The sequence below is a fragment of the Bradyrhizobium diazoefficiens genome, from assembly GCF_016612535.1.
Taxonomy (GTDB): domain Bacteria; phylum Pseudomonadota; class Alphaproteobacteria; order Rhizobiales; family Xanthobacteraceae; genus Bradyrhizobium; species Bradyrhizobium diazoefficiens_C.
Genome location: NZ_JAENXS010000003.1, coordinates 167,149 through 184,350, shown reverse-complemented (window position 1 = coordinate 184,350; position 17,202 = coordinate 167,149). Strand labels below are relative to the sequence as shown.

The following is a 17,202-nucleotide window of genomic DNA, read 5'->3' as shown; positions in this document are numbered from 1 at the left end:
ATCCTGGACGCATAACGATTCGAGAATGCCATGCGCCGTTTGATGCTGCTGCGTCACGCCAAGACCGAGACTGACGCGCCGAGCGGCCGCGACCAGGACCGCCGGCTCGACGACCGCGGCCAGAGGGATGCCGCCGAGATCGGCGACTGGATCGCGACCCATCCGACTGTCCCCGAGACGGTGCTGGTGTCGCATGCCGTCCGGGCACGGCAGACCTGGGACATCGCCTGGGAGGCGATGAAGGACCGCGTCGCAGCGCCGCAGGTCGAGATCCTGCCGGAACTCTACGGCGCCGATCCCGCGCAGATTCTCGAAACCATTCGCACTGCAACCATTCTCGCCAACCCCAGGCAATTGCTGCTGGTCGGGCACAATCCCGGCATGCACGAGGCTGCCCTGATGCTGATGGGCAGCGGCGATCGGGCCGGCGCCAAGGCGCTTGCCGACAATCTGCCCACCGCGGGGCTTGCGATCCTGGACTTTGACGTCAAGGATTGGGGGGACGTGGCCTACCGCCGCGGCAAACTGGTGCTGTTCGTCAGCCCCAAGCTGCTTCGACTGGGATGAGCGCGCGACGTACCGGCAAGACTTAGTACCGGCAAGACTTACTACTGGAAGATTGGAGGCGCAGATGTTCAAGTCCATTCTCGTGCCCATCGACCTCGCCGACACCGATCTGGCGAAACCTGCGATCGCGACCGCGACAACCCTGTCGCAAAACTGGAACGGATCGATCCGGCTGCTCAACGTGCTGCCGATGACGCCGGTGATGCTCGCCGAATACGTCCCGGCCGATTTCGACGAGCAGCAGCGCCAGACCTCGGAAGAAGCGCTCGCCATCGTCGCCCGCGAATCCGGCATCGAGCCGTCCCGCATCTCCAGCGTGGTGCGCCAGGGCGGCATCTATCACGAGATCCTGGAGGAAGCCGTGCACATGAAGGCCGATCTGATCGTCATGACCTCGCACCGGCCTGCGATGCGCACCTATTTCCTTGGTTCAAACGCCGGGCATGTTGTGCGCTACGCCAAGTGCTCGGTGCTGGTGGTGAGGCACTGAGGGTTGCTCCGGCGTTGTTCGTAGCCCGGATGGAGCGCAAGCGAAATCCGGGGCGGCTGCGTCCGCGTGGATGGATTCCCGGATTGCGCTGCGCTCCATCCGGGCTACAGGACTGGTCGTGAGGCACTAAGCTCGGAGCAATGTCGTGAAGCAATGGTGGCGGAGATGGACCTACGAGATCCCGCTCGCGATCGGCGATGCACTGTGGGATGTGCTGGTCGTGCAACTGGCCGCACTGCTGGACCGGCTGACGGTGCGGAAGGTCATCGCCTTCATCCCCGTCGTCATCCTCATAGGGGCCTACTATCACAGTGTTCCGATTCCGCCGGAGTTGCTGCTGATCGGCGATTTCCTCGCCTATATCGACATCTTCTCGGTGCTGATCCTGCTCGGCGTGCTGAGCCGGGTCACGACGATCCTGTTTGTCGTCAGCCAGGCGATGGCGCGCGTCGCGGCGCTCGCAGGCCACGTCGTCACGCATTTGCAGCGGCTCGATGTCCGGCATCGGCGCCAGCGTGGCGCTCCGACGAGGCCTCGCCGCAGGCCCGCCCCGTCAGAGGACGATCGAGCTTATGGCAGCCTGTGGGGCCAGGCCGCGTCGGCCTGACGCTGTTAGCTCGTAGCCCGGATGGAGCGCAGCGCAACCCGGGACCGCATCCGCGCGAGCCTCCCGGATTACGCTTCGCTCCATCCGGGCTACGAGCCCTTGCGTTGCCCGACAGGCAAAACACCCAAACCGTCGGTCAATGGGCGGTCACAAAAATATTCCACTTTACCGAAATTCGGAAACGGCGTATGTGTCGCGCAACCCGGCCCAAGAAAGAGGGGCGTATCGCGATCGTCACGAACGCGGGCCGGATGGCGGTGGGCGTGGGTCACATCGGCGCGAAGGGTTTTGCAGGGCGGGCAACCGTGAGCGAGGCTGTCGCGCGCACGACCGGTGTGATCGGCGTACGGCAAAATCGTGTGGTCCTGGCGCCCGGAGCCTGTGCGCCAAGTCTTGTGGTGATGCGTGCTGTCCGACCGGACATGCGCATCAGTCATCCGCAAGGTGACGGGGGCAATAGTGCATCGCTCCCCGGGGAGATCACGACATAAGCCGTCAAACCACTGCGCAGGGAAGGCCGGATGTTTTGGCTTCACCTGTATGCCGCTGTGCAGATTTCTCACTGCAATTTCGCACAGTGGACCGCGGGTGCCAGCCGGCACCCGGTCTTCCCTGCACCCTCTTTCAATTGAGGGTGAAGCGACAAGCAAAGCTCGGGCGAAACATGCCGCGAGAACGAGAACTCACGTTGATATTTCTAAAGAAGGTCTCGTGCCCCGGACACAGCGCAGCGTCTCTTCGAGGATGCGCTGCAGAGGCGGGGCCCATGCATCAGCGATTTGCGCGGCCCTCTGGGTCCCGGCTCTGCGCAGCAACGCCAAGATGCGTTGCAGCGCGTCCGGGACACGGCCGAGGAAGCTTACAGATACCGCGTCAGCTCGGCTTTGAACTGGCCGTAGACGGCGTCTTCGATCTGGCTGCGGTTGATCCCGATGTCGCGCAGGGCGCGGTCGTCGAGTTCGTTCAGCGTCTTGACGGCGGTGCGGCGCTCCAGGCGGTCGAACAGCGCATAGGCGACGGTGACGAGCGCGCCAAAAAATCCGCTCGAGGAGGATGGGCGTAAACTCCGCCCGGCAGTTTGCGAGATCGTGGTCATGTTTCTTCTCCGGACTTCTGTCCACGCGGCGAAGCCGATGCCGTTGGCGCCGACGCTGGAAGCGCCTGCACCTTATTTGCCGTCGGATTGCTCTCGCTCTCCTCGGCTCAATCATGGACCTTGATGGAACTTAAATGCTCCAGTACACTACTCGGAGCAAGTAAAACATTGCTCTCGGTGCAATAATGTCCAAGTTCGAATACGTGAAGCTTGCCGATGCCATTGCCGTGGATATCTCTAATGGCACGTTAAGACCCGGCGACCGGCTGCCGCCGCAGCGCAATTTTGCCTATGACCGCGGCATTGCGGTCTCGACCGCGAGCCGGGTGTATACGGAGCTGTTGCGCCGCGGCCTCGTGGTCGGCGAAGTCGGCCGCGGCACCTTCATTTCCGGCGACATCAGGCGCGAAGTCGAGACGATGAGCGAGCCGCGCGACGCCCGCATCGATTTCGAGGTGAACTATCCGCTGTTGCCGCAGCAATGGGCGATGATCGCCAAGAGCCTCGCCGGGCTCGAGCGCGTCGATGCGCTGGAATCAGCGCTGCGTGTCTCGACCAGCACCGGCACCAAGAGCGCGCGCGTTGCGGCCGCCGGCTATCTCGCGCGCAAGGATTTTACGCCGCAGACCGAGCAGATCGTCTTCACCGCCAACGGCAAGCAATCGCTCGCGGCTGCGCTCGCAGCGCTCGTTCCAACCGGCGGCCGCTGCGGCGTCGAGGCGCTGAGCTACCCTTACATCAAGAGCATCGCGGCGCGGCTCGGCGTGACGCTGGTGCCGATACCGATGGACGAATTTGGCGCGCGGCCCGACGCGATCCAGAAGGCGCATCGCGAAGCGCATCTGTCGGCGCTGTATCTCCAGCCCATCATCCAGAATCCGCTCGGCGTCACCATGAACGCGACACGCCGCGCCGACATCATGCGGGTCGCCGAGAAGCTCGACCTCACCATCATCGAGGACGCCGTCTACGGCTTCCTCGCCGACGACACGCCGCTGGCGGCGCTGGGGCCGGACCGCTGCATCGTCATCGACAGCCTGTCCAAGAAGGTCGCGCCGGGTCTTGCGCTTGGCATCCTCGTTACGCCGCCGCACTTGCGCGAGAGCGTGATGAGCGCGGTCAGGACCGGCGGCTGGACCGCCTCCGGCCACGCGCTCGCGGCGGGCCAGCGGTTGATGGCCGACGGCACCGTCGCCGAGCTGACGCGGCTGAAGCGCATCGACGCCGCACGCCGCCAGCACACCGCGGCCAGGCTGCTCGCCGGCTATCAGCTCGCAGCCGATCCGCGTTCCTATCATCTCTGGCTGACGCTGCCATCGCACTGGCGCTCGCAGACATTCGTTGCCGCGGCAGCCCGGCGCGGCATCGCGCTGACGCCGTCCTCGACCTTCGCGGTCGCGCATGGCCATGCCCCGAACGCGGTACGGCTGGCGCTCGCCCCGCCCTCGTTCGAGCAACTCGATTCCGGCCTGCGCACGATCGTATCGCTGCTCGGCACCAAGGAAGAGGATTTTGACTCGACGGAGTAGCGCGCCATCTAAGGCAGCAAAGCCCGAGGCAGCCGATCGAAGCTGTAGCCGCGCGGCTGGTTGCGCCGGACGAAGCCGCCGACCTGCCAGGCGAACAAAGCGGCAAAGCCGAGGATGAACAGCACGCCGGCGAATTCGCCGATCATCAGCGCGCGGATCAACAGCCCGGCCATCGCCACCGCCAGCATCGCCAGGAACGCCAGCAACGCCGCATAGGTCTTGCGGCCGAGGCCGGCGGTCAGCTCGGCGCGGCTGCCAGCCTTCGCCATCCGCGCGTGCAGCTCAACGAGGAAATTGCGAAAGCCGCTGTCCTGCGGCGCCATCAGCGCCGCGGTCTGCCAGCTCGTCGACAGGATCGCGATGCGGCCGCCGCCGGCGCGGCTGACATCGGCGCGAAAGCGGTGCTGCTGCATCGAGACCGGGCGGAACGACAGCCTGACAGCACTGATCTCGTCATAGCGCCAGACGCCCGAGCGGCCGGCGATGCGCCAGGACAATCCCTCGTCGGTCAGCTCGAAGCGATGCGCCGATCTCATCAGCGACGCCTTGTAGGCATAGCTCGTGACCGAAGCGCCTCGCCCATCCGAAACCTGCATCTGTCAATCCCGTCCGCGATCCGCTTGCGCAATCGCCCGCACCCATCCTACAAGCGGGGCATGGCTGAGACGATCTATTTTCCGCGCCGGCTGATTCTCGGTGCCGCCGCGGTCGCGGGCGTGCTGCTCGCGCTGGCCGTGCATATGCTGGGCGCGCGCTACGGGCTCGATCTCGGCGGCCTCTGGCGCTCCGACACGCATGAGTTCGTGCCGACGGGTGCTGCGATCGCCTGGTGGCTGATTGCGACCGTCGGTTTCTCCGGCGGTTATTTCACCGCGACCCTGATGCAGAGTGCCGTCGACGGCCAGATCCCGCACCGAATGCGGCAGTTCCTGATCGCGGTCGGCGTGCTCTTGCTTGCAGGTGCAGGCCAGGCAGCCTCGGCGCCGAGCGCTGGCCCGACAATCTCGGGCGTGGTGGCCGCCCTCACGGCTCTCTGCCTCGGCGCCGTGATGGCGTTCTGCGGCGCGCATTTCGCGCTCCGCCGCGGCTAGAGCATGATCCGGAAAAGTGTGCCGCGGTTTTCCGAAAAGATCATGCTCAAACGATAAGCCTCAAGCCGAAGCGCGCATCCGCGGACGCTCCAGCATCATGGCGACATCGGAAGCCGGCCGCGGCTGGCTGAACAAAAATCCCTGCGCCTGGGTGCAGCCCTCGCGCCTGAGCAGCTCGAGCTGCGCGTCGTTCTCGACGCCCTCCGCCGTAGTGACGATGCCGAGGCTGCGGCCGAGGCCGGTCACGGCGCGGATGATCGCCACGGAATCCTCGCGCGTGGCAAGCTCCGAGACAAAGGAACGGTCGATCTTGATCTTGTCGAAGGGAAAGCTGCGCAGATAGCTCAGCGAGGAATAGCCGGTGCCGAAATCGTCGAGCGAGATCCGCACACCCATGGCGCGCAGCTCGTGCAGCGTGGTCAGCGTCGCCTCGCTGTTCTGGAGCAGCACGGATTCGGTGATCTCGAGCTCGAGGCGGCGCGCCGCGAGCCCGGATTTCTCCAGCGCCTCGGTCACGGACGCAATCAGGTTCGGATTCTTGAACTGCACCGGCGACAAATTGACGGCGACGTCGATGTCGTCCGGCCAGGTTGCGGCATCAGCACAGGCTCTGTGCAACACGAGCTCGCCGAGCTGGACGATGAGGCCGGTCTCCTCGGCGAGCGGAATGAAGTTGATGGGCGAGATCAGGCCGCGCTGCGGATGGTTCCAGCGCAGCAGCGCCTCGAAGACGACGACGCGGTCGCTGGCGACGTCGCGGATCGGCTGATAATAGGGCTGGAACTCGTCGCGCTGGAGCGCCGCCCGCAGATCCATTTCCAGCAGACGCCGCGCCTGCGCGCGCGCATCCATGCCGGTCTCGAAGAAGCGATAGGTGCCGCGGCCGTCGGCCTTGGCGCGGTACAGCGCGAGGTCGGCGTTTTTCAGCAGCTCGTCGGGATTGCTGCCGTCCTGCGGCGACAGCGAAATGCCGATCGAGACGCCGATCACGATCTGATGGTCGTCGATCTCGTAAGGCGCGGAGATCACCTCGACGAGGCGGCCGGCGAGCGCGCGCGCGGCAGCTTCCTCCGAGCGGCCTATCTGGACCACGGCGAACTCGTCGCCGCCGAGGCGGACCACGGTGTCGTGCTCGCCGACGGTGGCCTTCAGCCTGCGGCCGACCTCCTTCAGCAGCGCGTCACCGATGGGATGTCCGAGCGAGTCGTTGATGTCCTTGAAATGATCGAGATCGAGGCAGAGCACCGCGAGCTGGTCGCTCGAACCCGCCCGGCGCAGGCCCTGCTCGAGCTGCTCATGGAACAGCACACGGTTCGGCAGATTGGTCAGCGCGTCATGGCGCGCCATGTGCGAGATCTTGGCCTGCGCCTCCAGCCATTCGGTAATGTCTTCGAAGGTGGCGACCCAGCCGCCGCCCTGCATCGGCTGATTGACGACGCGGATCGAGCGGTCGAACCGACGAACAACGTCAGTTGTCGTACGTCCTTCCCGGGCATCCTCGACAAGGCGTGCGAAGAATTGTTCGGCCTCGCCATTCCACTGCCCTTTCGCCGCCTCCTCGCGGAGAATGTCGAGAAGCAGGCGGCCGGTGAGCTGCATGTCGGAACGACGCAGCATCGCCGCATAGCGTTCGTTGAACAAGATGATCTTGCCTTCGGCGTCGAACATGCATAGTCCCTGCGACATGTTCTCGAGCGCAGTGTCGAGCACGACCTGCTGGCGTCCTAGTTCGCCCTTGGCCTTGCGGTCAAGCACGGCCGCGGCGAGCGCGATCGCGAGAATGGCAACCGCCGCGGTCGCGGTCAGGATCGAGAGCGAGCCCGGCGCGATCGACAATCCGCTGATCACGAGCGTCGGATCCGGCGTCAACTGCAGCGCGCCCATCGCGGTGAAATGATGCGAGACGATCGCGGTGGTGAGTAGGACCGTGGCGCCCAGCGCGCTGGACAGCGTATCGCGCCGTCCCGCGACATAGAGGGCGAGCGAGCCGAAAACGACGCCGAACAGGATCGAGGCGATGACGGCGCCTGTCTCCCAGACGACGCGCGCAGGAATTTCGAGCGCCATCATGCCGGTGTAATGCATGGCGGCCACGCCGCTGCCGACGATGGCGCCGCCAAACGCAACGAGCAGACCTCGCGCGCTGGAGACGGCAATGCTCAGGCCGACGAAAGTGACGGAGATGGCCAATAGCAGCGACAGGATCGTCACCGGGATATTGTAGGCGCCGCCGGCACCCGGCCCGTAGGCCAGCATCGCGATGAAATGGGTTGCCCAGATACCGCAGCCGGCGACGACGGCATCGAGCGTGATCCACACCAGCCGGGCCGATCCGTGCGCCGCGCGCGCCCGGTGAAACAGGCTGATCGCCGCTGCGCTCGCGAGCAGGCATACCGCGCCGCCAAGCACGACCAGGCGCCAGTCATGCTCGTCGGTGAGACAGTAAAGAACTTGATACATTGCCAGCCCCTATCGGACCCGCACTAGAGCCAACAGAGGTGGATAGTCGGTAACCGGCTAGGAGCCGGATCTGGAAATGGTGAACAGAGAATGTGTGCAGCTACTCACATTGTTCATCCTCGCGTTTGTGCACCGATCCCGATCGTCGCAGCCGCAAGTAGCAGCACAACAGCTGAAATCACCAACGCGAGATGCAAGCCCTGTACGAACAAGCCCTGTACGAACAAGCCTTCGCCGCCGATCAGCGCGCCGAACAGCGCGACGCCGAGCACGCTGCCGGTCTGGCGCGTCGCGTTCAGCACGCCGGCGGCGATGCCGGAGCGCGCCTTCTCGACGCTGCCCAGCAAGGTCGATGTCAGCGGCGGCACCAGCAGGCCGAGCCCGCTGCTGATCGCGATCAGCTGCGCACAGATTGCCCAATAGCTCGTTCCGGCCCCGATTCCGAGCAGGCCAAGGCAACCGAGTGCGGACACGCTGGCGCCGACCACGATGGTCGGGCACGGGCCGATACGCTCGGCAAGCCGCGGCGCCAGCAAATTGACCGGCAGCACCGCACCCAGCATTGGCACAAAGGCGAGCCCGGTCTGCCACGCCGAGAGGCCGTTGACCCTCTGGAAGTAAAGGCTGAGGACGAAGATCAGGCCGTAGACCGCAACGTTGACGAGGAGGCCGACGATCGTGGTCAGGGTAAACAGCCGGTGACTGAACAGAGACAGCGGCAGCATCGGCTGCGCCGTGCGGCTCTCGCGCCAGACGAACAGCATGGCGAGGATCGCGGCCGCAGCGAAAGCCGAAAGCACGAGTGGATGCCGCCAGCCGAGCGCGCCGCCCTCGATGATCGCACCCGCAAGGGCCCCGAGCGCGCCGATCGCGGCGAGCTGGCCCGGCAGATCGATCTCACGCGAGGTCGCCCGCGTGGTCTCGGTCGCGTAGCGCCAGCTCAGCCACAGGCCCGCCAGACCGATCGGCAGGTTGACGAGAAAGATCGCGCGCCAGCCGACCAGCGTGATCAGCGCACCGCCGACGAAGGGACCCGCGGTCAGCGCCAAGCTCGCACCGGCGGCCCAGATCGCGACGGCGCGGCCGCGGGCGCGGTCGTCGGTATAGGCATGGTTCAGCAGTGCCAGCGAATTCGGCACCAGTATCGCCGCCGCCAGCCCCTGGACCAATCGGGCACCGATCAGCGCGATTGCGTTGGGGGACAGCGCACAAGCCAGGGAGGCCGCGGTGAAGATCGCGAACCCCGCCATGAAGATGCGTTTGGCGCCGATCCGGTCGCCGAGCGCGCCGGCCGTCAGGATGAACGCGGCAAAGGCGATGGTGTAAGCGCTCACCACCCATTGCAGCTCGGCAACGCCGCCGCCGAGCGTCTTGCTCATCGCATCGAGCGCCGTGTTGACGATGGTGACGTCGAGCTGCACCACGCCATAGCCGAGGCTCATCGCAGCGAGCGTCAGAGCCGACGCAGCTTGCGCGCTTCGCGTGTTCCACTCTTTCGGAAACGAATGCAGCTGAAGATACTCTGCCGGCACGATCCACCTCGATGTTTGCGGATGAACGCTAACAATATGCCTTCGTTGCGTGATCATGCTTCGATTTTGATCGAAACGTCATCGCCAGATGAAGCGTATCCTGCGCCGGAAAGCACTCGAGGCCTCGCGCCTGGCCGCCATGCAAGCCTGCGCGGGCATGGGAACATCGCGAGACAGTTTCGTGTTGAGCTTCTTATTTTCTCTTCAAGAAAGCGACGTCATGGCAAGAGTTGGCAACACCTCGGTTCCGTCAGGCGCAAGATCAGAGTTCGGCAGGACCGCAACCATCCTTGCCGTCGCCTGCCTGATCGGCGCGCTATTCGCCGGCAGCACGGTCGCAACCCCGCTCTACATCATCTATCAACAAAAGCTGGGTTTCTCCCAAATCACGTTGACCCTCGTCTACGCCGTCTATGTCGTCGGAAACCTGACCGCTCTTATGATATTCGGCCGGATGTCCGATCAGGTCGGGCGGCGACGCACAGCAGTCATTGCTATCGGCATCGCCATTGTGGGTGCGCTCGTGTTCCTGTTCGCTCACGGCGTCGCCTCGCTCTATGTCGCAAGGGTGCTCAGTGGTCTTGCGATCGGGATCGGCGCCGGAACCGGCACTGCATGGCTTGCGGAACTAATCGCCGAACAAGATCGCTCGCGCGCCACTGTGATCGCAATGATCGCGAATTTCACCGGCCTTGGTCTCGGGGCGTTGATTTCCGGCCTGCTTGCCGAATATGTCGCGCTTCCACTGCGAACGCCGTTCATCGCCTATCTCGCGGCGTTGATCGTGGTCGCGGCCTTTCTCGCCTTCGCTCGCGAGACGGTAAATCGTCCCCTGGCCGCCTTCGCGCGGCTGTCGGTGCGGCCGCGCGCCGGCGTTCCATCGTCGATCCGACCGCGGTTCGTTGCACCCGCCGTCACCGGCTTCGGTGCCATGGCCCTCGTCGCCTTTTTCGCGGCGCTCGCGCCGAGCGTGCTCGCCGGCGAACTGCATGTCACCAGCCACGCGGTCGCTGGCGCGATATTTCTCGAGCTTGCGGCTGCTGTTGCACTCATCATTGCCCTGACGCGGTCGCTGTCGAGTCGCGCTGCGATGCTCTGGTCGCTCGGCCTGATGTTGCCGAGCCTTGCCCTGCTCGTGACCGCACAGTTTGCGGGATCGCTCGCCGTCATGATCGCAGCGACCGCGACCTGCGGTGTAGCGGCGGGCCTGGGCTATCGCGGCAGCCTGCAGGTCGTGAACCAGATCGCACCGGATGATCGCCGCGCCGAAGTGGTTTCGGCCTATTTCATCTGCTGCTTTCTCGGCAACGCGCTTCCGGTGATCGGAATCGGTGTCCTCTCGACCCTGATCAACTCGACCGTGGCGAGCCTGGTCTTCGCCACGACGATTGCGGTCTTTGCTGTGGTCGCCCTGGTGTTCGGCTTGAAATACCAGGCGAGCTAGACGCAGCCAAACTAAAGAGACGCCGCGCGAGATGCACGGCGCCTCCCCAGAGAGTATCTGGCCGTCAGCTCGCCGCCCGCAGGTTGACCTTGCTCTCGGCGAGCGACGTCAGCTTTTTGTCGGTCGCTTTCTCCTCCTCGAGCGTCTTGGCGAGCACGGCGGCGCAGTCGCTGCGGCCGAGCTGCTTGGCCCAGGCGATCAGACTGCCGTAGCGGACGATCTCATAATGCTCGGCGGCCTGCGCCGCGTTGATCAGGGCGGCATCGAGCACCGCCTTGTCGGCGACTTCGCCCGCGGTCTCGTCGGCCTCCTCGATGATGCCGTCGATCGCCGGGCAATCGACCGCCTTCACCTGCACACCGTGCATCTTGAACACTTCCTCGAGCCGCGTGACGTGCTGCTTGGTCTCCTCGAGGTGCGTCAAAAAACCCTGCTTCAACTGCGGATCAGTCGCCTTGTCTGCCATCTTCGGCAGCGCCTTGGTGAGCTGCTGCTCGGCATAGTAGATGTCCTGCAGCTGATGCACGAACAGATCGTTCATGGTCTTGATGTCTTTCGTGAACAGTCCCATCGGTCCAATCCCTCGAGAGGTTTCGGGAACACGGCGATACCGGCTTGCACGAGAAGCCTATATTTCGCGGTGTTCGGTTGCTGATAGGGCGCTAACCTGCGCACGACGCCGTCGTTCCAAAAAAGCCCGCAACCCTTGCGCTGGAACAATGCTTGCAGCGTCCGGATTTGAGACCATGTCAACAAAGGGGCGTGGAGATCCAGAACAAGCCTTCGACTCACATGCTTAACGCGCGTGCGATGTGACCCACGTATGACAAAAACAGCCGGTCCGGCGCTGAACCTATTGTTGTCAAGGGCTGCACAAGTCGCTGTTTTTGCCTTAATGAGCTACTAGATGCCTAGCGATCGGCGCCCATTTTTGGCAACGATCGCGCCCGACCTGCCAACGGCCCGATCGGGTCGATCTTGCCCCCCGCCGGGAGGATGAATGCACGGACTACTGCCCGCGCTGAAACGCGGCTTCAAGAGATGGATCGGCTGGCGACGGCTGGGAATTGCCGCGAGCGTCATGATCATCGCCTTCGCGGTCACCACGCTTGTGCGGACCCTTCATGGGATCGATCGGGGCGCCATCCTCACCGGGCTGGCCGATATCCCCCGTGGCAATATTGGCCTGGCGGCGATTTGCGTCCTCTTGGCGTTCTGTACGCTGACCTTCTATGATTTTTTTGCACTGCGAACGATCGGCAAGAAACATGTCCCTTACCGCATCGCAGCGCTGTCGAGTTTCACGTCCTACTCGATCGGCCACAACATCGGCGCCACGGTATTCACCGGCGGCGCAATCCGCTTCCGGATCTATTCGGACTACGGGCTGAACGCGATCGACGTCGCAAAAATCTGTTTCCTCTCCGGCCTGACCTTCTGGCTCGGTAACATCTTCGTGCTCTCGATCGGTATGGCCATCCATCCGGATGCCGCCTCGTACATGGATCAGCTGCCGTCGTCGATCAATCGGTTGATCGCATTCGGCGGCCTCGCCTCGATCGCCGCCTATTTGATCTGGCTCTGCATGGGCGAGAAGCGCCGCGAGCTCGGCCAGAAGGGCTGGAAGGTGGTGCTGCCGTCCGCGCCGCTGACCCTGGTGCAGATCCTGATCGGCGTCGTCGATCTCGGCTTCTGCGCGCTGGCGATGTACCTGCTGGTGCCGGCGACCCCGCCGATCGACTTCCTGTCGCTTGCCGTAGTGTTCATCCTGGCAACGCTGCTGGGCTTCGCCAGCCATGCCCCCGGCTCGATCGGCGTGTTCGACGCCGCCATGCTGGTGGCGCTGCCCGAATTCGGCCGCGAGCAGCTGCTGGCGACCCTGCTGGTCTTCCGCATCCTCTATTTCGTGATCCCGTTCGGCCTCGCCATCTCCATCATGGGGACGCGCGAGCTCTGGATGAACGTGGTCAAACCCTGGCAGGAGCGGCGGCGGCTGGCGGAGGCCTGTGCGCAGGGCAACCTGCCCAAACAGGTGACGGCAATGGAGCACGAGCGGTCGCTGCGCCAAGCCAGCAAACGTTAGGACCGGCCAGCGATCACGCTTGCGGCCCGCGAAAGCGGCAGACAAAGGTTGCGGGCCGGGGAACATTGCTCTCTTATTTCCGCCTCAACTTTGCCGTTGAAGACGCAGGCCATGATCCCTGTTTCCCTTCGACCTGTTTTCGCGGGCGCCCTGCTGCTGGCCGGGCTGCTCACCGTTTCGCCGCTTCAGCGCGCCTCCGCGCAGGATGCAGGCGCCATGCAGATCAATTGGGAGGTCCGCAATCGCTTTCGCCTGTTTCGCGAGGAGCGCGACTTTCTGTTGCACGTCGAGAGTGCGCAAAACCGCAGCATCCTCGCCGCCGAGCAGTCGCTGGAGCTCCAGAGCGAAGGCCGCGGCTGGGCTCGCAACATGGTCAACCGGCTCTGCATCGACCTCCAGGGCCGGGTCAACCAGCCCTGCACCCGCGACAACGTCAAAGAGAACTACATCACCCCGATCGACCACCCCATCACCGTGCGCCTGACCGGCGCGGTGCCGGTCGGGGCCACTTGCGCCTGGTCGTTCGATGACGGCGACGGACCGCAAACCTCGACCTTCGACTGCGCCGAGCCGATCAATCTGCGGGTTCGTTACGGCAAGCAGACGGTGGCAAGCGTCGACGTCTCTTCCGGCTCCGATCCGAGCCAGCGCGTCCAGACCGAGATCCAGGTTCGCGACATCTTCATCGCCGGTTTAGGGGACAGCATCGCCTCCGGCGAAGGCAATCCGGACCGACCGCTGGCGCTGTCGGACGAGGGCTTCTGCTTCCGCTCCTATCTCGGCACCGCCGGCGGACAATATTACCGGCCGAGCCGCGCCGGCTTCAAGGGCGGCCGCGCCTGCGAGGCGCCGGACACGCTCGCCAACTGGCAGCGCTACCGCGCGCTCTGGTTCAACTCGGCCTGCCATCGCTCGCTCTACAGCTACCAGACCCGCACTGCGCTCGCGCTCGCGGTGCGCTACACCCATATCGCCGTCACCTATCTGCCGCTCGCCTGCACCGGCGCCAGCATCGGTGACGGGCTGCTCGGGTCGCAGCGCGCCCGCGAATGCCCGCCCGGCAAGTCCGGCGTCTGCAACACCAGCGTGAATGCGCAGGTTGCCGAGCTGCGCGAAGCGCTCGCGGCGGCGAAGAAGCGTCAGCCGGACCGCAACCTCGATCTCGTGCTGCTCTCGATCGGCGCCAACGACGTCTACTTCTCCGGCCTCGTCGCCGACGTCATCGTCGACACCGCGACAGAGCGTGCGCTGTTCCGCCGCTCCGGCGTGATGGCGAGCGTCGACGATTCCCGCGACGCGCTACAGCGCGAGCTGCCGCAGAATTTCGTCAAGCTGCGCGAGGCGCTGAAGCCGCTGGTCGGCGGCGATCTCTCGCACGTGGTCTATGTCTCCTACGCCAATCCGGCACTGGCCGACGGCGGCGTGCCCTGCCGCGGCGGCCGCGGCGGCTTCGACATCCATCCCGCCTTCAATGCCGATCCGCAGCGGCTCGCCCGCGTCTCGACCTTCGTCGACACCGAATTCCTGCCGCAACTGAAGGGGCTCGCCACCTGCACGCGCGGCGCGCTGTGTCGCGATCCCGAGGCCGACCGCATGACTTTCGTGGATTCGCATCAGGCCGCCTTTGCAGATCACGGCTTCTGCGCCCATGCCGGCAACGATCCCGAATTCGATCGCACCTGCTTTGCCGAGAATGGCCAGAGCTTCAATCCGGACATCGTGAGCGCGGCGAGCCAGCCGATGCTGTGCGGCCGAGGCGCCTCCGAATATCGCGCCTATCTGCCTCGCGCGCGCTGGATCCGCGACGCCAATGACAGTTATTTCGCCGCGATGACCTATCCACAGGGATTGCCGGCGGCGAGCCAGCCGACCGACATCCACGACGCGACCTGGGGCGTGCTCTCGGCCGTCTATGGCGGCGCCGTACATCCCACCGCCGAAGGCCACGCCGCGATGGCGGACGCCACGCTGCCCGCCGCGAGCGCCGTGCTCGGCCTCGATGCCGTGCCGCCGGGCGTCACGCGCGGACTATTGGCTCCGCTCCTGCCAAGCGCACAGCAATAGCCCAGCGACCACGCCTACCGCCCTGGAACCGGAACACGCCGCTCCACGCGGCTTCGAATTGTCGGCGTGGCGCACCGGCCGGTTGATGCGCGGGCAGTTCAACCTCGGCTTCGTCGACGTCGGCGGCTGGGACACGCATGTCAACCAGGGCGCCCCCAACGGCTATCTCGCCGACCGGCTCGGTGAGCTCGGCCTCGCCCTCGTCGGTTTCTCCGAGTCAAGGTCGAGCAGCCGCACCTGGTCCAGAACCGCGACTATCCCGTGCTGACCGATTATCGCGCGCTGTTTGCCGATCTGTTCGGCCACGTCTTCGGATTGGGCAACGAAGCCTGCAGCGCATCTTCACCGGCGTGCATCCAACGAACTTGGCGTTAGTTTGAGCTGACGATCCACCGCACAGATAATTTTTCGCGCGCCGCTTAATCGCGACGTCATCCAATGTTCATCGCCGCTACCTAGTTTTCCCAGTGCTACAATTTGACGCAGGTGCTGACGCACTTGGCGGCGAGCGCAGGCTCTCCGCTGCGCGGAGTCGCGCACCTGCACGTCATTCAACAACAGACATCACTGGGGAGCTCAACAATGACGATCGAAACACGGCCGCTTGCGGCCGTCGCTATCGCTTTTGCCTCGACCTTGACTCTTTCGCTGCTGTCTCCATCGTTCGCGCGCACGGACGACAAGGACAAGGGCGACGTCAAGCATGTCCTGCTGATCAGTGTCGACGGCATGCATGAGGTCGACCTGCAACGCTATGTCAGTTCCCACCCATCATCGAGCTTCGCCAGATTGCTTGCGCAGGGCGTGCACTTCGCCGATGCGCACACCTCACGACCCTCAGACTCCTTCCCCGGCCTCCTTGCGTTCATGACCGGTGGAACGCCGAAAACCCATGGCGTGTTCTATGACGATTCCTACGACCGCACGCTGTTTGCGCCAGGCAGCAACTGCAAGGGCACTCCGGGAACCGAGACGCTCTTCGACGAATCGATCGACTACGACCTGACCAGGCTCGATGGCGGCGGCTCCGCCGGATCCGATCACATCGATCCGACCCATCTGCCGATGCGCCTGAAGAACGGCAAATGCGAGCCGGTCTATCCGCATCAATTCCAGCGGCTCAACACCATCATGGAAGTGATCCACGAGGCGGGTCGGCGCACCGCCTGGTCGGACAAGCACCCGGCCTACGAGATCATCAGCGGTCCGTCCGGCAAGGGCCTCGACGAGCTCTATGCGCCCGAGATCAACTCCACCTCGGTGCCGGGACAGCCGGGCGCCGATTGGACCACCGACCCGAGCTTCACGCGCACCTATGACCAGCTCAAGGTCACGGCCGTGCTGAACTGGATCAACGGTTTTGATCACACCGGCAAGACCAAGGTGGGCGTTCCCGCAATCTTTGGCATGAACTTCCAGGCCGTCAGCGTCGGCCAGAAGGTGACTGCCGACGGATACCTCGATGCCGCTGCAACGCCGAGCCCGCAACTCCAGGCTTCGCTCGACTTCGTCGATGCCTCGCTCGGCCAGATGCTGGATGCACTGGCGGACCAGCATCTCGCCCGTGACACGCTGGTCATCGTCGGCGCCAAGCACGGCCAGTCGCCGATCGACGTCAACAAGCTGCACATGCTGACCGGCAGCACCAACCCAAAGCTGGGCGGCGGCGCACGCGCCGACGTGACCGATCCGGCCGATCTGCTGACCAATGGCGGCGTCGCGCTGGCCCAGGAAACCGCCGATGACGTTGCGCTGATCTGGCTCAAGAACCAGGGTGATGCCGAGAAGGCCGTTGCGATCCTCGAGGCCGACCGCAAGGGCAGCAACAAGGCTCACATCGAAAAGATCTACGCCGGCGAGGAGCTGGTCGATCGGTTCGGCGATCCGGCGGCCGGCCGTACGCCCGACATCATCATCCAGCCGATCGCCGGCACGATCTACAGCGGAAGCAAGAAAAAGATCGCCGAACATGGCGGCTTCGCCGAGGACGACACACACGTCCTGCTCGTCGTCTCCAATCCAAAACTCGCTCCCACGGTCGTCCACGAGCGCGTCGCGAACCGGCAGGTCGCGCCCACCATCCTGAAGGCGCTCGGCCTGGAGCCGGACGAGCTCGAGGCGGTGCGCGGCGAGGACCATACCCGTCTGTTGCCGGCCGTGCGGCTGAAGGATAGGGACTGACGAAACAAATCGGGACGAGCCTCTCGGGGCTCGTCCCGATACATGTGAACTACTCACC

General features: G+C 64.6%; 15 protein-coding genes. 10 read left to right on the top strand and 5 right to left on the bottom strand.

Going from position 1 to position 17,202, the window contains the following annotated elements; translation table 11 throughout:
* Positions 1-30: 30 nt before the first annotated feature.
* The 3 genes from JJE66_RS31965 (at position 31) to JJE66_RS31955 (ending at position 1,664) form a co-directional block, all read left to right on the top strand.
* Complete coding sequence (locus JJE66_RS31965) at positions 31-567, top strand: histidine phosphatase family protein (RefSeq protein ID WP_200519387.1); 537 nt, start codon at positions 31-33, stop codon at positions 565-567.
* A 64-nt stretch (positions 568-631) separates the two neighbouring features.
* Positions 632-1,057, top strand: coding sequence for a universal stress protein (locus tag JJE66_RS31960; protein WP_200519385.1), 426 nt, complete (start codon positions 632-634; stop codon positions 1,055-1,057).
* A gap of 145 nt (positions 1,058-1,202) precedes the next feature.
* On the top strand, positions 1,203-1,664 hold the full coding sequence (locus JJE66_RS31955) for a hypothetical protein (protein WP_200519383.1): 462 nt from the start codon (positions 1,203-1,205) through the stop codon (positions 1,662-1,664).
* 859 nt (positions 1,665-2,523) lie between these two features.
* On the opposite strand, the gene JJE66_RS31950 is transcribed toward JJE66_RS31955, so the two are convergent.
* Positions 2,524-2,760 carry a DUF1127 domain-containing protein gene (locus JJE66_RS31950; protein WP_200519381.1) on the bottom strand — a complete coding sequence of 79 codons (237 nt, stop codon included), beginning with the start codon at positions 2,758-2,760 and terminating at the stop codon, positions 2,524-2,526.
* Between the two features lie 185 nt (positions 2,761-2,945).
* On the opposite strand from JJE66_RS31950, the gene JJE66_RS31945 reads away from it, so the two are divergent.
* A complete protein-coding gene (locus JJE66_RS31945; RefSeq protein ID WP_200519379.1) occupies positions 2,946-4,289 on the top strand; it encodes a PLP-dependent aminotransferase family protein in 1,344 nt (447 codons plus the stop codon).
* An 8-nt stretch (positions 4,290-4,297) separates the two neighbouring features.
* On the opposite strand, the gene JJE66_RS31940 is transcribed toward JJE66_RS31945, so the two are convergent.
* Entirely contained in the window at positions 4,298-4,885 is a 588-nt protein-coding gene (locus tag JJE66_RS31940; RefSeq protein ID WP_200519370.1) for a hypothetical protein, read from the bottom strand.
* 60 nt (positions 4,886-4,945) lie between these two features.
* Between JJE66_RS31940 and JJE66_RS31935 the strand changes: the two genes are divergently transcribed.
* Positions 4,946-5,380, top strand: coding sequence for a hypothetical protein (locus JJE66_RS31935; RefSeq protein WP_200519368.1), 435 nt, complete (start codon positions 4,946-4,948; stop codon positions 5,378-5,380).
* Positions 5,381-5,440: 60 nt separating this feature from the next.
* Here JJE66_RS31935 and JJE66_RS31930 read toward each other — a convergent pair whose 3' ends face one another.
* Together JJE66_RS31930 and JJE66_RS31925 are read right to left on the bottom strand one after the other, a co-directional pair.
* Positions 5,441-7,840 (bottom strand): EAL domain-containing protein, encoded by a 2,400-nt coding sequence (locus JJE66_RS31930; protein WP_200519365.1) that lies wholly within the window; start codon positions 7,838-7,840, stop codon positions 5,441-5,443.
* Positions 7,841-7,953: 113 nt separating this feature from the next.
* Complete coding sequence (locus JJE66_RS31925; RefSeq protein WP_246756765.1) at positions 7,954-9,351, bottom strand: MFS transporter; 1,398 nt, start codon at positions 9,349-9,351, stop codon at positions 7,954-7,956.
* A 241-nt stretch (positions 9,352-9,592) separates the two neighbouring features.
* Here JJE66_RS31925 and JJE66_RS31920 point away from each other — a divergent pair, with 241 nt between their 5' ends.
* Positions 9,593-10,816 carry an MFS transporter gene (locus JJE66_RS31920; protein WP_200519361.1) on the top strand — a complete coding sequence of 408 codons (1,224 nt, stop codon included), beginning with the start codon at positions 9,593-9,595 and terminating at the stop codon, positions 10,814-10,816.
* Between the two features lie 64 nt (positions 10,817-10,880).
* Here the strand turns inward: JJE66_RS31920 and JJE66_RS31915 are convergent, their stop codons facing one another.
* Positions 10,881-11,387, bottom strand: a complete 507-nt coding sequence (locus JJE66_RS31915) for a ferritin-like domain-containing protein (RefSeq protein WP_200519359.1) — start codon at positions 11,385-11,387, stop codon at positions 10,881-10,883.
* Between the two features lie 429 nt (positions 11,388-11,816).
* Here JJE66_RS31915 and JJE66_RS31910 point away from each other — a divergent pair, with 429 nt between their 5' ends.
* From JJE66_RS31910 to JJE66_RS31895, 4 genes are all read left to right on the top strand, one after another.
* Positions 11,817-12,899, top strand: coding sequence for a YbhN family protein (locus tag JJE66_RS31910; RefSeq protein WP_200519357.1), 1,083 nt, complete (start codon positions 11,817-11,819; stop codon positions 12,897-12,899).
* 111 nt (positions 12,900-13,010) lie between these two features.
* Positions 13,011-14,963, top strand: a complete 1,953-nt coding sequence (locus tag JJE66_RS31905) for a hypothetical protein (protein ID WP_200519355.1) — start codon at positions 13,011-13,013, stop codon at positions 14,961-14,963.
* 58 nt (positions 14,964-15,021) lie between these two features.
* Complete coding sequence (locus tag JJE66_RS39025) at positions 15,022-15,231, top strand: hypothetical protein (RefSeq protein ID WP_409362856.1); 210 nt, start codon at positions 15,022-15,024, stop codon at positions 15,229-15,231.
* Between the two features lie 314 nt (positions 15,232-15,545).
* Entirely contained in the window at positions 15,546-17,144 is a 1,599-nt protein-coding gene (locus tag JJE66_RS31895) for an alkaline phosphatase family protein (protein WP_200519352.1), read from the top strand.
* The last annotated feature ends 58 nt before the right edge of the window (positions 17,145-17,202 follow it).

Bases quoted from the DNA above. Each gene is read 5' to 3' on its own strand.
- JJE66_RS31950 (WP_200519381.1), bottom strand. From the start codon at position 2,760: ATGACCACGATCTCGCAAACTGCCGGGCGGAGTTTACGCCCATCCTCC.
- JJE66_RS31910 (WP_200519357.1), top strand. From the start codon at position 11,817: ATGCACGGACTACTGCCCGCGCTGAAACGCGGCTTCAAGAGATGGATC.
- JJE66_RS31960 (WP_200519385.1), top strand. From the start codon at position 632: ATGTTCAAGTCCATTCTCGTGCCCATCGACCTCGCCGACACCGATCTG.
- JJE66_RS31895 (WP_200519352.1), top strand. From the start codon at position 15,546: ATGACGATCGAAACACGGCCGCTTGCGGCCGTCGCTATCGCTTTTGCC.
- JJE66_RS31935 (WP_200519368.1), top strand. From the start codon at position 4,946: ATGGCTGAGACGATCTATTTTCCGCGCCGGCTGATTCTCGGTGCCGCC.
- JJE66_RS31930 (WP_200519365.1), bottom strand. From the start codon at position 7,840: ATGTATCAAGTTCTTTACTGTCTCACCGACGAGCATGACTGGCGCCTG.
- JJE66_RS31920 (WP_200519361.1), top strand. From the start codon at position 9,593: ATGGCAAGAGTTGGCAACACCTCGGTTCCGTCAGGCGCAAGATCAGAG.
- JJE66_RS31965 (WP_200519387.1), top strand. From the start codon at position 31: ATGCGCCGTTTGATGCTGCTGCGTCACGCCAAGACCGAGACTGACGCG.
- JJE66_RS31905 (WP_200519355.1), top strand. From the start codon at position 13,011: ATGATCCCTGTTTCCCTTCGACCTGTTTTCGCGGGCGCCCTGCTGCTG.
- JJE66_RS31940 (WP_200519370.1), bottom strand. From the start codon at position 4,885: ATGCAGGTTTCGGATGGGCGAGGCGCTTCGGTCACGAGCTATGCCTAC.
- JJE66_RS31945 (WP_200519379.1), top strand. From the start codon at position 2,946: ATGTCCAAGTTCGAATACGTGAAGCTTGCCGATGCCATTGCCGTGGAT.
- JJE66_RS31915 (WP_200519359.1), bottom strand. From the start codon at position 11,387: ATGGGACTGTTCACGAAAGACATCAAGACCATGAACGATCTGTTCGTG.